The 13979-nt window shown below is 56.1% G+C and carries 13 protein-coding genes, 1 tRNA gene and 1 pseudogene; all 15 read right to left on the minus strand.

Going from position 1 to position 13979, the window contains the following annotated elements; all coding sequences use genetic code 11:
• Nucleotides 1-87: 87 nt before the first annotated feature.
• Complete coding sequence (locus K1V27_RS01020; RefSeq protein WP_258927662.1) at nt 88-1323, minus strand: tetratricopeptide repeat protein; 1236 nt, start codon at nt 1321-1323, stop codon at nt 88-90.
• Between the two features lie 3 nt (nt 1324-1326).
• Nucleotides 1327-2481, minus strand: a complete 1155-nt coding sequence (locus K1V27_RS01025) for a hypothetical protein (protein ID WP_258927663.1) — start codon at nt 2479-2481, stop codon at nt 1327-1329.
• 76 nt (nt 2482-2557) lie between these two features.
• Nucleotides 2558-3619 (minus strand): ATP-binding protein, encoded by a 1062-nt coding sequence (locus tag K1V27_RS01030; protein ID WP_258927664.1) that lies wholly within the window; start codon nt 3617-3619, stop codon nt 2558-2560.
• Between the two features lie 2 nt (nt 3620-3621).
• Nucleotides 3622-4098 (minus strand): AAA family ATPase, encoded by a 477-nt coding sequence (locus tag K1V27_RS01035; protein WP_258927665.1) that lies wholly within the window; start codon nt 4096-4098, stop codon nt 3622-3624.
• A 5-nt stretch (nt 4099-4103) separates the two neighbouring features.
• Nucleotides 4104-4286, minus strand: coding sequence for a DNA modification system-associated small protein (locus K1V27_RS01040; RefSeq protein WP_258927666.1), 183 nt, complete (start codon nt 4284-4286; stop codon nt 4104-4106).
• Between the two features lie 22 nt (nt 4287-4308).
• On the minus strand, nt 4309-5346 hold the full coding sequence (gene darG, locus K1V27_RS01045) for a type II toxin-antitoxin system antitoxin DNA ADP-ribosyl glycohydrolase DarG (RefSeq protein ID WP_258927667.1): 1038 nt from the start codon (nt 5344-5346) through the stop codon (nt 4309-4311).
• An 18-nt stretch (nt 5347-5364) separates the two neighbouring features.
• The gene (gene darT, locus K1V27_RS01050) at nt 5365-6003 is read right to left on the minus strand and encodes a type II toxin-antitoxin system toxin DNA ADP-ribosyl transferase DarT (RefSeq protein WP_258927668.1); all 639 of its coding nucleotides are present in this window, start codon (nt 6001-6003) and stop codon (nt 5365-5367) included.
• Entirely contained in the window at nt 6003-8150 is a 2148-nt protein-coding gene (locus tag K1V27_RS01055) for an N-6 DNA methylase (RefSeq protein WP_258927669.1), read from the minus strand. Before K1V27_RS01055 ends, darT begins: the two co-directional genes overlap by 1 nt.
• A gap of 266 nt (nt 8151-8416) precedes the next feature.
• Nucleotides 8417-8665 (minus strand): annotated as a pseudogene (locus tag K1V27_RS01060) (helix-turn-helix domain-containing protein); the annotation flags it as partial.
• Nucleotides 8666-9181: 516 nt separating this feature from the next.
• On the minus strand, nt 9182-9457 hold the full coding sequence (locus K1V27_RS01065; RefSeq protein WP_258927671.1) for a GIY-YIG nuclease family protein: 276 nt from the start codon (nt 9455-9457) through the stop codon (nt 9182-9184).
• Between the two features lie 81 nt (nt 9458-9538).
• Nucleotides 9539-9814, minus strand: coding sequence for a GIY-YIG nuclease family protein (locus K1V27_RS01070; RefSeq protein WP_258927671.1), 276 nt, complete (start codon nt 9812-9814; stop codon nt 9539-9541).
• A 33-nt stretch (nt 9815-9847) separates the two neighbouring features.
• Nucleotides 9848-9923 (minus strand) — tRNA-Asn (locus tag K1V27_RS01075).
• A gap of 126 nt (nt 9924-10049) precedes the next feature.
• On the minus strand, nt 10050-12422 hold the full coding sequence (locus K1V27_RS01080; RefSeq protein ID WP_258927672.1) for an FAD-dependent oxidoreductase: 2373 nt from the start codon (nt 12420-12422) through the stop codon (nt 10050-10052).
• An 84-nt stretch (nt 12423-12506) separates the two neighbouring features.
• On the minus strand, nt 12507-13682 hold the full coding sequence (locus tag K1V27_RS01085; protein WP_258927673.1) for a transketolase C-terminal domain-containing protein: 1176 nt from the start codon (nt 13680-13682) through the stop codon (nt 12507-12509).
• 1 nt (nt 13683) lies between these two features.
• Nucleotides 13684-13977, minus strand: coding sequence for a 4Fe-4S binding protein (locus K1V27_RS01090; protein ID WP_258927674.1), 294 nt, complete (start codon nt 13975-13977; stop codon nt 13684-13686).
• Nucleotides 13978-13979: the final 2 nt, after the last annotated feature.

Raw genomic sequence — 13979 nt, forward strand, 5'->3', positions numbered from 1 at the left:
AAACCCCGGGCCCGCTCAATGCGGGTCAGTCCGGAAGTGATCCTGTTGGTTATCGTGAATATCTGTTTGAAGGTCTTTATCATTCGATTACTCGTTTTCTCGATCCTCCCAGGCCGTTTTTGCCTTCACCTCGTCGATAAGAAACCGCACGCCCTGGTTATCCGACGGGTTCAGCCAGAGCATCTTCTCAAATATGTGCGCCGCCTCGTCAAAGCGTCCAAGACGCCAGAGACACAATCCATAGCCGTGCATACAACGCAGAAACGGACGGTTGTCGATCAGGCCCCACGCCAGCACGCCGGTAAAATCGTCGCCCAAAGACAGCTCGCCGATGCGCAGGCCAACATCGTAATGTCGGATGGCATCTTGGGGATGGTGATCAAAGACGAAATTGCCCAGATGCGAATGGGCATCGAGGCAGCGCAGGTCCGCCTGGCACAGCTCCATCAGGATCTTTTTTGCCTCTACCCGCTCGCCGGCATCTTTGAGATCATTGGACCGGGTGATGGGGTCATTGAAAGGATCGTCAGGGTCCTCGCCGGGCAGCACCTGCTCCATTTCGAACATGGGGCGGGGGCCGTGAGCGATGATCGGCTTGGCCCATTCCTCGATGGGTTCGTCTTCTTCTCCCCAGTACTCTTCATTGGGGTCCCACATGCCCATCTCTTCGAGCCCCAGAGGCACGAGATCGAGGGCCTTCACATCGATCCGGGTCGATTGAATATCGCCGGAAAGATACGGATGACCGCCGTAACGCCACTGTTTTCCTGGCTTGACCGTGACGATGGCGCCAGGCACCACCTCCCAAAGGCGGCTTGCGCGCAGGGTAATGATCCGGTTGCTTCCCAGCAACTGGCACCGGGCGGCCCGCTCCTTGACCGATAGAGCGACCAGTCCGACCGGTTTGCTCAGGTCGATGTCATCGTCGGTGGCCTTCTGCTGCCGCTGGCGACGGGAAAGTTTCTTGGCATCGGCAGGGTAAGGCTCGAGGTTGAGCCACCTGCGGTAGGCGGCGATGTAGCGCGCTCCTGCCGATGCCTGCGGCAAAACGACTTCAGAGACCGCAATTACATATTCCGACCCGTCCTCCCGGCGGCAATTGGCTGTCAGACCGCGCCGTTCGTTGCCGTCGTAGTCCACCGCGATCACTGAAACCGGTTCCCCGATAACGAAACCGTCGGCCGGCAGGGCAACGTCATCCTCAAAGGCCTGCCGAAAGGCCCAGAGCTGTTCATCATCGCCGTATGCGTCGACAGTGATTTCCTCAACAAGTCTGTCCAAGGCTTCGAGTTTCTTACCATCTTTCTTGCTTCGCGTACTCATCTTTTATTGGCCCTTCCAGATACCGGCCTTCACCAGCCGTTGAATCAGCGCCTTGCGCCGCAGGTGGCCGACCATGAATTTCTCTAATTCTTTCTGGAATTGCTTTTTGGTCGCAAACAGGTCATAGGCCTCGGCGATGTCGACAAGTATACGGCATGCTTCGTCATACCCCCGTCCCGATCCACGCTCGATGGGTTCTTTAACCAACGCCCAGGCCTTGGGAAAATCATTTGAAAGACTCTCCAGATACTCCTTGCGTTTCTCCCGACGCTTGATCTCCCGTTGCTTTCGGTCCCGTTTTTGTTTTTCCATCCGGATTAGACGCGCCTTTTCGGCGTTCTGCCGCAACTCTCCCACTGTACGCCGGGGTGCGTCGGTATCGCTATTCTGTAAGCCGCGCCGCCATGATGCGAACCGGTTCCTGATGGACCGTTCGGCCTGCTGCCCCTTGCCCTCCAGCAATTGTTTCAGGATCGAATGGATTTCTTCTCTTGGCAGGGCATCGATCCACTTTTCCATTTCCCGTCGTGAAACTTCCGTCTCCTGCACCGCCGGGCTGCCCATGCCGGCACCCGCCAGAAGGTCCGGGTCCACCTCCAGAAATTCGGCCAGCGCCTTCTGGCTCGCCGTCAGGCTTGCCAAATCGTTTACGGACAGCGGCTCCGTCTCATCGTCATCCATCATTTCTCCGGCCACAGCCGGCAGCCATCCGATATACAGGCTGCGCAAATCCCCGCGCAGCAGTTCATCCCGCACCGGGGCCAGATGCGCCATCCAGCCCCGGCCGTCCTCCATGCCGAAGCGGTCGTAGTTTTCCGACTCCTCCAGGCTCCAGGTGATGATCCAATGGGTCTTGGTGGCCTTGATATCCAAAAGATAAGGGGCGGCGACGGCCTTGGCGGTCTCTTGGGTCAATGCCTCAATGGGCAGCCGCACCATGAAAATGGCCGTCATCCAGTTGGCCACATAGACATGGGCATCGAAATAGCGCTGCATCAGCTTGTCGGGATAGCCCTTGAAGTTGCCCCAATTGTATTCGTTGGTGAAGCTCACCGGCGTGATCGTGGCCCGCGTGGAAAGCGCCCGCAACTCGGCCATTTCATCCACTGTCAACGGCCGGTCTATGGCCAGAAACTCGTAGTATTGGTATTCGCTCATGGGTTCAGTTCAGCCTTTATCCGCCGGTATTGGTCCGGATATTTACGTTCGAGCAAATCGACAATCGATTTGGACTTCAGTAATTTTTATAAAATGCCTCCGCCGTGAATTTCACGAACTCCTCTGTCTTTTCCGGGCTGCGGGCCACCACTTGCCAGGGTTCCAGGCGTGCAATTTCGGTTTGCAGGTCTTTGGCGGTTTTATTGCTACAGCCCAAGATATCCTGGACCGATGCCGCCGAAACCCCTTCGCATTGAAAGATGAAAGCAAACTCCAGCAACTCCTGAAAATTGAAAAACTTCTGCTGGTAATCGTTGGGGGACTGGCTGGCAAAGAAAACCACGATACCCTTGGAGCGCCCCTCGCGAATGATGCGCTGCAAAAAAATATTGCGCTGGCTCAGGTAGTTGTGGGCCTCGTCGATGACCAGGATGGATCGAATGGTGCGCCGCCCGTCCCGGACCGGGCTGTCGGGCAACAGCGCCATTTCCTTGTAGAGTCGCTCGATCACCAGGTAAGCCACCAATTCCTTCAACACCGGCATGGCATGCACATCAATCAGCAAGGTTCGATTGGAAAGCCGGTCGATGGGGGCCACATCACTGCCATGCCGCCAGAACAGATCGAAATCCGAGAGGTCCCGCAGCACCTCGATAAGGCTGTCGTCTTTTTTGTTATCCGCTTCGTACATGGCCGCCACCATGCGGTACACATCGTGGAAATCCGGATAGGGAGCCGCCGAATCCGCCCTTTGTGCATAGGCGGCGCGGATCGCCTCGGTCAGCGCGCCCTTTTGCACCACCCCCAGCTTGCTGTTGATGGAGGCAAAGCTTTCGGCCTTTTCCCGAGCCGACACATTGACCGTCTGCTCATCGTAGGCCGGCAAGACAAAAGGATTGATAGGCAGGCTCTCTCCGCCCTGGAGCAGCCGGAAGGGATGGACCTTGGCGGTCTCCAGGAAGCGTTCATTGTCCACCACATCGCCCTTGTAGTCGAAATAGATGAAATTGGTCTGATAGTTGGACTGCTGGCGGATATCGGTCAGGATTTTCAATACGAACTGGGTTTTTCCCGTACCCGGTTTGCCCATGATGGCCAGGTGCGAGTTGGCATGCTTGGCGGTATTATTGAGTTCCATGATCATTTCATGCTGCTGCAACAGGGTCCGGCCGATGAAAATATCCAGTCCGTGCCCGGCGGGATCATGGAGCGGATAAAGTCCTGCCAGATCTCCTGGTTCTGCACCGAGACCCGCTTGCCGTCGCGCACCACCACTAGCCGCTCCGTCAGGTCCTTGGGTTTGGGATCGTCGGCCACCCCCGCGCTCCAGGAGCGCTTGACCACCAGCTCCGACTGATCATCCATTTCCATCACCAGCTCAAAAGAAACCGATGCGTTGCCCCGGGCCTTTTCCCGGCGGTTGATGCTGCGGAATATCTCGTCCGCCTTGGCGCCGTACAGACAAAAATTGACCGCCTCCATGATGGACGTCTTGCCCGCACCATTCATGCCGCCGATCAAAAAGATACTCCGGCCGTCTTCGCCCACCGGGAAACGGATTTCCGTGGCGAACTGAAAGGACTTGTAGTTCTCGATGGTCAGTTTGCGGAATTTCATATCGATTATCCTTCAGCATTCGGGCGACTTTTCAAGATTTCCCGCAAGGCGTCATAAACGCCGGTACGCCGTTCCTTGAACTCATAATCGTAAACCGTTTCCAGCAGCTTGCGCACCTTGGCCAGGCTCACATTGTTTTGCCGGCACAATTCATCGAGCAATCGCTGGTCTTCTTGGGATAGTTTCATGGTTTTATCTCCCGCTTGCTTGTCACGCCTTTAGCCACCCTTCGGCCTGAAGCCTCTCCCAGGCCAGCCGAATATGCGCCGGCTTGAACAAGCGCCGTTTGCGATCGTTCCAGCGGGCCATAGCCGCGACGGCGCTTTCTGCATCCGAGACTTCGCCGTCATGGACAGCCGACCAATGAACCGAAGCGAGCAGCTCCATGCCGTAAGGCGTCTCAAATCCATCCACGAGATCCGCCACCCGCTCGAGGTGCCCTGCGGCGCTTTGATTTTTCTGAAGGAAATGGTCGGCGGCTTTATCGGCATCCGGAAGCAGCGTGATTTCCACATCCGGTTTCTGGGTATCCCCATAACCCCGAATATGGTGCCCCTCGAGGATTTCCAGCACCTTGTTGAGGTTATGGGCATAGGGGCCATACAGGTGCTTGACATACCGCAGCTTCAGATCCATGCCCGATTCCTGTAAAAAATAGGCGAGCTTCTGTATCTCCAGCAGCGTCAACCGGTATGCGAATCGCGCATACTGCTTCATGAGTTTGATAAGCAAGGCCCGGGCCACGGTCATCTTCGGTTTGGCGGTGCCCACCGGCATATCCTTGGCCTCGGGGCTGCCTTTGGGCTCGTAAAGCTTTACCCGGACGTCCGGCATTTGCTCAAACGCCGCTTCGATCATCGCTTTGACCCGGCTCCACTGTAGCCCGCCCAATCCGGAGCCCAAGGGCGGTATAGCAATGGATCGGATCTTTCGCTGCCGCACTTCCTGCACCAAGGCCTTGAGGCCGCTTTCGATATCCTCATAGCGGCTTTTGCCGCGCCAATGCCGCTTGGTGGGAAAGTTGATGATATAGCGCGGATTGAACATCTGGCCGGTTTCGAACACGAACATACGGCCGGGTTTAACCTCTTCCCTTCGGCAGGCAGCTTCGTAGGCCTTAAAATTCTCTGGAAACGCCTTCTTGAACTGCAAAGCAATTCCCTTACCCATTACCCCGACACAATTGACCGTGTTAACCAGGGCTTCCGCATCGGCTGTAAGAATATTGCCGCGGGTTGGTTCAATCATTTTCTCTTACCCTCCCGGTTAGTAGTACCATTGCCGGCGCACTTCCACCGGCATGGAAACATTTTTTCGGTTCAAAATGCGCTCAACCCTTTCCTTGACGGCCTCATTCAACACGCCGATCCGGTTGACCACTTCCCACGGGCAGAACCGATGCACCAAAAATTCGGCCTGCTTGCGCCGCTGCCGGTCCATGTCATCCACGGTGTCGGCCCAGTAATCGGCATAGACCATATCCCAATCGACCTTATCCAGATCTTTGAGATCGTCGAACCATTGCGTAAAGGCGGCAATGCCGTGGCCGTCGGAAAATACAAATTCAAGTTCCGCCTGAACGATGGTCTCGACCGTGGAAACCGCATAGATCAAAGGTTCCTGGCCTTCATCGTAGCCTTCCACTCTGCCCGTGTGCAATTGAAGGAGCATTGGCGAGCGTAGCCCTAAATAAAAGGCCACATAATCGTGCACCGTACCGCCCGGCCCGCAGGCAATGGGGCGCTGCCGCCGGATCTGCTGGATATCCACGTTGTGTATCGCCCGATAATCGCATGCGCCTTCAGGGGGGTGATTGGGCGCATGCATCCCGCCGCAGTCCAGGATCACCGCAAGGTTGTCGATATGCAGGAGGCGATAGATGGGTGTCGGGCGAGGGATTGGCATTATAAGTTCCCCCTTTGTTCTTCAGCCGCCTCCTCGATGAGTTGTTCCACGCGGGCTTTGGCTTGCTCGAGCAATTCCCTTGATTGTCGCTCGCTTTCGGCAGCTTGGTCATAAAGTTTCCGGATTTCTGCCTGAAAGGAATCTGGAGCCACCCACACAAGAAATTTTCGAATATCAAAAGGATAAAGTTCAAGCTGACCAGAGGTACCTCTCTGGTGCATTTCAACCTGAAGCTGGCCAGCTTGGCTATTCAGATAAAAGGACAAATAGGCAGGATCGGGGGTCGGGGAACGCAGAATCGTTACATGGTTGTCTGGGATTGCCGGATTTTCATTGAGATAGGGTGCTGCGCGCCCCAATGTGCCGCGGCCCGTCCCGTTCATTAAAACATCGCCGTGACGGATCTGGGGATCGTTACCATTATTGAGAATCGCTGAACGATTATCTTCGAGGACGATCTTGTTGTTTTGAACATGCTTGGAATTAATCACCGGCAACCCCTTGCCGGAGTAGTGCGGCTGCTTGCCACGCTGACAGAAATTAAGTTGGGGGCCAAGCGAAACCAAATTAATGGAACGTGGTAACTTGGCCACAAGGTTTTGAAACGCAGGATAAAAATGTTCGGGATCGGCCCCGGCCAGCAGGCGTGCTTTTTTCAGAATCCACTCGCGGATAAAGGCCAGGGACGAATTGTTGAACTTGCCCTGGGGCAGTACGATGGCGGCCCGGCCCCCGGGTTTGAGCATCTTCAAGACCCGCTCGATGAAGAGCACGTCGCGCTCCTCCTTGGGGGCCTTGTCCTTGGCGCGCTTGAGGGCCGGCTTGGCCAGCTCGTAATGGGCCAGCATCTTGCGGTCCTTCATCTCGCCGGCAAAGGGGGGATTGGTGAGGATCACGTCGAACTTCAGGTTCTCGAAATACGCCCAGGCATGGTCGTCGTCCCGCAGGGTTTCCTGGGCTGGAATCCTTTTAATGGTCAGTTTCTTTTCCCGCAGCCCGTGCATCAGGGCTTGGCCCGAGGCGGTTTCGTACCAGGTCTTGGGGTCCAGGCTGCTCACATCCGGACCGAAAATGTTGGTGTGGCCGTCGCCGGCGATGAGCATCAAGGCCCGGGCGGTTTTGGCGGCGCGGGTTTCAAAGTCGATGCCCCACAGGTATTTGGAGGCATATTCGAACTTTGGCCATCTGCGTTTATCGTGGTTTTGGGCCGGGTAGCACCACTCCATGGCGTGCAATAGGAATCCGGTCGAGCCGCAGGCCGGGTCCATGACATACTCGTTGCGTTTGGGATTGAGCATACGCACGCACATTTCCACCACATGGCGAGGGGTGAAAAACTGGCCTTTCTTTTTCTTGGCCTCGGTGGGCAGCAGGTATTCAAAAGCATCGTCCATGACCCGCAGGTTCGATCCCAAAAGCCGCACGCCCTCAATCGGTCCCACGCAGACTTGCAGGTGGCGCTTGGTCAACTCGATGTCTTCGCCGTCACGAAGGTTGCCGGGCCACTGGTCGGCGGCTTTCTGGAACAGGGCATTGATGCGGTCGTAGGTGATGTTCGGGTCCAGGGCCTTGCGGAATTCCACCACCTTGTCCTTACGGTTTTCCTGTGCCTCACGTTCATCCCAGATTTTAGCGAAGATGAGTTTGAAGATCTCGTTGAACTCGTCCTTGCCGCTGTCTGCCAGGACCAGCTCCTCCAGATCCTGGACGATCTTCTTGAAGTTGAATTCCGTTCTGAGTTGCAGCAGGGTCTTTTTGGCCTCCAGCACGTCCTTGGGTTCCTGGCCACGCCGGGGAATATCTACCAGGGTGTCGTCGAACTCCCTGGGATAGGGGCGGTACAGAATCACGCTGTCGCTGCCGTTGGACCAGACCGCCACCGGCGCGCCCTTGGCGTTCATGTAGCTTTTGAGCTGCTCGATGCCGTCCTTGCGCTTGGGTTTTTTGCACTCGACGATGATCTTGGGCGTCTCCTTGTCGGCATCGGTGTATACTATGATATCAGCGGCCTTGGTTCCGACCTCGGTGCCGAACTGGACACTTTTTTCCAGGTCGATCTCATCCGGCTGGTAGCCGTACTGGTGGATCAGCTTGTACACCCAAAGCTGACGGACGATCTCCTCGGGCGCCGACTTGCCGCCCTCCACATAGACCTGGACCTCGTCCTTGCCCGAGGCAAAGGAAACCTGGCTCTTCAGAAAATATTTGGTCTTGCCGGCATCACGGCCTGTGTCCACACTTTTAGCCTGAATACTGAGAATCTCATGGATCGGCCTGCCCAGGGTTTCAAACTCGGTAAGTTCGTATTTGATGCCCGGTTCCTTGAAGATGCGGTCAATGATTTCCCTGGTCGTGCTCTTGCTCATCGTGTTTGCTCCCAAAGCGTATGTTTCACTGCCGTAATCCATCCTGTCTACACCGGCTCATCGCCGAGGAGTTCAGCGAGTAGATCGCTGCCCCGCTCTCCCATGCTGCGCAGCAGTGCCTCTATTTTTTCCATGGCCAGCGGCGACGGCCGGGCGCGGCCGTTTTCCCAGCGGTTGATGGTGGGGAAGGTCACTCCGAGCCTGGCGGCGAACTTTTCCTGGGTCAGACCCGTGCGATCCCGCAGCTCACGGACCAGTCGAGGAATATCGGTCCGGGCGTTCAATGGCGCTCTCCTTGAAAAGTCGGGGAAATCTTAACGGCACAGAATTCATATCACGCGCTTTATTAGATGATCTATCGTACGATAAGCAAAATTCCTGTCAAGTAACAATTCCACCATGGGATTTCCTCTCGACCAACTCCCCAATGAATCGGCTACCGAAAGCTTGTTCGGCTATTTTTAGGCTACTGCCCATCGAATGTGGTGTCCCCAAAAGAACCGGCCTGTTAACCAAGGAATTCTGAAAAACGAAGAATCGGAGAATTCCGCGTTCGTTTCAGGGTCCGAAGGCGAATTTCAGCTTAAATATTCGGCGCTGGACATGAAACAGGCTTTTTGGCGGAGAATCGAGAATGCAGCCGGGAATGTCGGTGATGGCGTAACTTTATGAAATTACTGTGCTTATAAAAACGAAGCCCCGCATCATCGATGCGGGGCTCTATTCGTTAAGCAACCGGTTATGAAAAGGGTTGCATTCCTGGCTGGCTCCCCGGGACGGACTCGAACCGCCAATCCCGCCACGGGGCGGGATTAACAGCCACTTCCAACAGCCTTTAAAAAACGTGCGATACCGCGTTTCTTGATCTTACGCTCCAGCCGAACCGCTTCCTTGCCATCGGGTACTTCTATGCACCACAACAGTTCCCACGGTCCCGGGAAACGCTTCGTGGTTTTTGCCAGATCGTTATCCGCAGCGTTGTGCTGCGCCAAACGCACTTGCAGGTCGCGCGTTTGCCCGCAATAATAGCGGCCGCTGCTAATGCTCTGAAGTATGTAGACGTAGTGTTTCATGCACGCTAAAAACAAAAGGCCAGGAATTCTCCTGGCCTTGTTCCTGGCTGGCTCCCCGGGACGGACTCGAACCGCCAATCCCGCCACGGGGCGGGATTAACAGCCACTTCCAACAGCCTTTAAAAAACGTGCGATACCGCGTTTCTTGATCTTACGCTCCAGCCGAACCGCTTCCTTGCCATCGGGTACTTCTATGCACCACAACAGTTCCCACGGTCCCGGGAAACGCTTCGTGGTTTTTGCCAGATCGTTATCCGCAGCGTTGTGCTGCGCCAAACGCACTTGCAGGTCGCGCGTTTGCCCGCAATAATAGCGGCCGCTGCTAATGCTCTGAAGTATGTAGACGTAGTGTTTCATGCACGCTAAAAACAAAAGGCCAGGAATTCTCCTGGCCTTGTTCCTGGCTGGCTCCCCGGGACGGACTCGAACCGCCAACCTAGTGGTTAACAGCCACCCGCTCTGCCGATTGAGCTACCGGGGATCTCACTTGAAGCGAGAGGCATTCACTACCAGAATGAATCTCCCTTGTCAATAAAAAGCTGCCCAGTTCTTAAGGAAAGTGCAATTGAAACCCATTCCAGCGAGTCGGAGCTGCAGCATGTGCTTTTCACTTGAGCCCACAACGCTGGAGCAGTGCATCATAGTCCGCATCGACACGTTGCTGGATTTTCTGGATTTCGACCTCAGTCAGATGCCGAAAGCGGCGCTGTGCCGCCATGTATTCGGAAACCGGGATACGCCCCTCGTCGGGACGGCTCACACCGCAGTGCAGACAGCACTGGGATTCCTTCACCGCCTGTTCTTCGGTAAAGCCAAGGTGCACTTCGTCAAAAGACCGCCTGCGTGCCTCTCCGGAAAGCCGCGGCATAGCCGTACGCCGCCCTGCAAGGGGAGTTACCGGCGGCGGCAGATCGTCGCGCTCGCGGGTCCTGGCCCTGCCTGCCGCCAGGTCCTTCCTGCTCAGATACCGGTCGATGGAAATAGCCACTTCCTTGCCGGCCTCGATAGCCCCGACCACCGTCGCTGCGCCGGTCACTACGTCACCTCCGGCAAAAACCCCGGGAGTTGACGTAGCATAGGTGATCGGGTCAACTTCGAGAGTATCCCACCGACTGATCTTGGGTTTTTCTTCCCCTCCGTTGTTCAGAACCGATAAATCTGTGGCCAGTCCTATGGCAGCCACCACGGTATCAGCCTCTATGCTATAATCCGATCCGCTGATCGGCTCCGGCCGGCATCGGCCGCTTTCATCAGGTTCACAGAGCTGCATGCGGATGCACTTGATCTCCTTTACCCGGCCGTCAGCATCTCCCGAAAGCTCCACCGGAGCAGCCAGAAAATGGAAGGAAATTCCTTCCTCTTCCGCTTCTTTGATCTCTTCTTCCCCAGCCGGCATCTCCTGGCGACTTCTGCGATACAGCACGAACACTTCTTCGGCTCCAAGCCGCAGGGCCATGCGGGCCGAATCCATGGCCACATTGCCGCCGCCAACCACCACCACGCGGCGGCCCAAGCCGGCAACCTGGCCCATATTCGCCTGCTTGAGGAAATCACCTCCGGCAAAAACCCCGGCGAGTTCTTCCCCGGGAACGTTCAACTTGAGGCTTTTCTGCGTTCCGACGGCGATAAAGAAAGATTGAAAACCTTCTTTTCTGAGCTCCTCCAGAGTCGTATCAACTCCCACTTTCACCCCGGTGCGCAGTTCCACACCGAGCTTCAAGATAAGGTCAAATTCCGCTTTCATGATGTCGCGCGGCAGCCGAAAGGCTGGAATCCCATAAGTCAGCCACCCGCCAGGCTCCGGCATCGCCTCAAAAATCGTGACCGGGTAACCTTCCAGCGCGAGAAAGTAAGCCGCCGTCAGTCCTGCAGGCCCCGCGCCGATGATGGCCACCTTGTCTTTCTTGCTCCCTTTCTTGGTGGGGATGTAGGCCTTGTCCTGCCTGAGGTCGAGGTCGGCCACGAAGCGCTTCAGGAATTCGATGGCCACCGCACCATCGGTTTCACAGCGGCCGCAGGCAAACTCACAAGGATGATGACACACTCTGCCGCAAACTGCGGGTAGAGGATTGTCCTGTTTTATGAGCTGCAGGGCTTCCTGAAATTTCCCATGGGCGATCAGTGATACGAATCCCTGCACATCGATTCCCGCAGGGCATGCAGCACCGCAGGAGGCCTTCTCGGCCCGCGACAGGATCCATTTGCCGTCGATCACTTCATAAAGGGGGAAGACATTGCTCAACACGGCCTTTCTTGCCACTTCCACGCTGGTCTCGGGAGAACTGCGCCAGCCCGTCGGACAAGGAGAAAAGATGTGAATGTAGGCTGGACCGGGCATCATCGCCGCCTTTTTCACCTTGTTCATCAGATCCACCGGGAAGGCCGGCGATGCCGTAGCCACATAAGGAATGCCGTGGGCGGCAACGATGGCCGGCAAGTTTTTCTTCCAGGTAGACTGACCGATGCTTTTTTTCCCGGGAGGCGAGGTGGTGGTCATGGCCCCGTATGGGGTCGATGAAGAACGCTGAATTCCGGTATTCATGTAGGCTTCATTGTCCAAACACACGTAGATGAAGTTGTGGCCCCGCTCCAAGGCACCGCTCAGGGACTGAAGACCGATGTCAGCAGTGGCGCCGTCGCCCCCGTATGCCAGAAAGACCACATCCTTCTGATCGATCTTGCCCTTGCGATTCATTGCCTTATAGGCTGCTTCCACGCCACTCACCACGGCTGAGGCGTTCTCGAAGGCCACGTGCAACCATGGAACGTTCCAGGCCGTTTGCGGGTAGGGGGAAGTGACAATTTCCATACACCCGGTTGCGCTCACCACCACGACCTCTTTACCGAGAGCTTTCATCACCTGCCGCAGCGCCAACACTTCACCACATCCCTGGCAGGCCCGATGCCCTGCTGACAGCGGCTCCTCAACCGGCATCCGACTCATGCGGAAACCCTTAAATTCCTTCAATTGTTCTGCCATATCGCATCCTCGATTTGCGGGGGCCAGAGGCGAAAGAGTTGATCTCCCGGCCCGCCATGGGCCATCGCCACTGTTCCTCCTCAGCTATTCTCGCACATTGATAATCTCATAGCCCATTGGTGCACCGCGCTCGGCCGCCTCAACCACGCCGTCAGACATCTCCATGAAGTTTTGGACGGTGACATCACGGCCGCCCAGCCCCACGATGTAGTTCTGCAGGTAGGGATGCAGGTCGCGATCATATAAGGCTGATTTGAGTTCAGCGCAGACCGGCCCGCACACCCCGTTAAGAGTCAGGGCTCGATCCATCACCGCCAATGTCCTGGCTCCCTTGACGGCGGCAATCAGCTCTTCGGTCGGAAACGGACGCCACAGCCGAATGCGAGCCAACCCCACACTCCTGCCATCGGCCCGCATGGCATCAACAGCGGTCATGGCTGTCTCGGAAATACTTCCCATGGTGATCAGTATGGTTTCCGCATCCTCGGTCTTGTAGGTTTCCACCGGGTGGTAATACCGTCCAAAAAGATCGCCGAATTCCTTCCAGGCTTCGGTGATGACCGCCCTGGAAGCTTTCAAAGCTTCGTCATGAGCTACTTTGGATTCGGTATAGACCTCCGGCATTCCTACCGGTCCCATGGTGATGGGTTCTTTGGGGTCGAGGCGAAGTTTGGGTCTATACGGGGGCAGGTACCTGTCCACTTCTTCCTTGTCAAGGAGGATCATCGGTTCGATCATGTGGCTCAAAATGAACCCGTCCAGATTGACAATAACCGGCAGCAAAACCCGCTGGTCTTCGGCCACCCGAAAGGCATGAAACACCAGGTCGATGACCTCCTGGCCATTTTCAGCTACGGTTTGTATCCAACCCGTGTCCCGGCTCATCATCATGTCGGCATGATCATTCCAGATGCTGATGGGGGCGCTCAGCGCGCGATTGGCGGTGAGCATGACGATGGGCAGGCGCAACCCGGCCGCAATGTAGCAGATCTCGGACATCAACGCATAGCCCTGCGAACTGGTCGAGGTGAAGGTTCGCGCTCCCGCCGCCGCAGACCCCACGCAGCAGCTCATGGCGCTGTGTTCCGATTCGACGGGGATGAACTCGGCATCTAAATGTCCATTGGCAACCAATTCGGAGAGATGTTCGACGATGTGGGTCTGCGGGGTAATGGGGTAAGCAGCAATCACATCGACATCAGCCAATGCTACAGCCTCGGCTGCAGCAATGGAGACTTCCATTCCAATTCGCTTGGCCATCTTAATCGCCCTCCTGCACCATTTTGATTGCGTCTACAGGACATTCATGGGCACAAATCCCGCAGCCTTTGCAATAGTAGTAGTTCTGCTCGTAGTAACCCTGCTCGTTGCGCACATAGACCATATCGGGACAATAAATGTAGCAGCGGCCACACTTAATGCACGCTTCAAAATCGGTGACCGGATACATGGACCGCCAGTCTCCGGTCTTCAGTTCACCCGCGCTGCCCGGTTGTCGAATAGCGGTACCCAGCTCCAATTCCTTCCAACTGCAAATTCCGGTTTCCTTAGGCACGG

It is taken from the genome of Desulfoferrobacter suflitae (assembly GCF_022603395.1).
GTDB lineage: Bacteria > Desulfobacterota > Syntrophobacteria > Syntrophobacterales > Syntrophobacteraceae > Desulfoferrobacter > Desulfoferrobacter suflitae.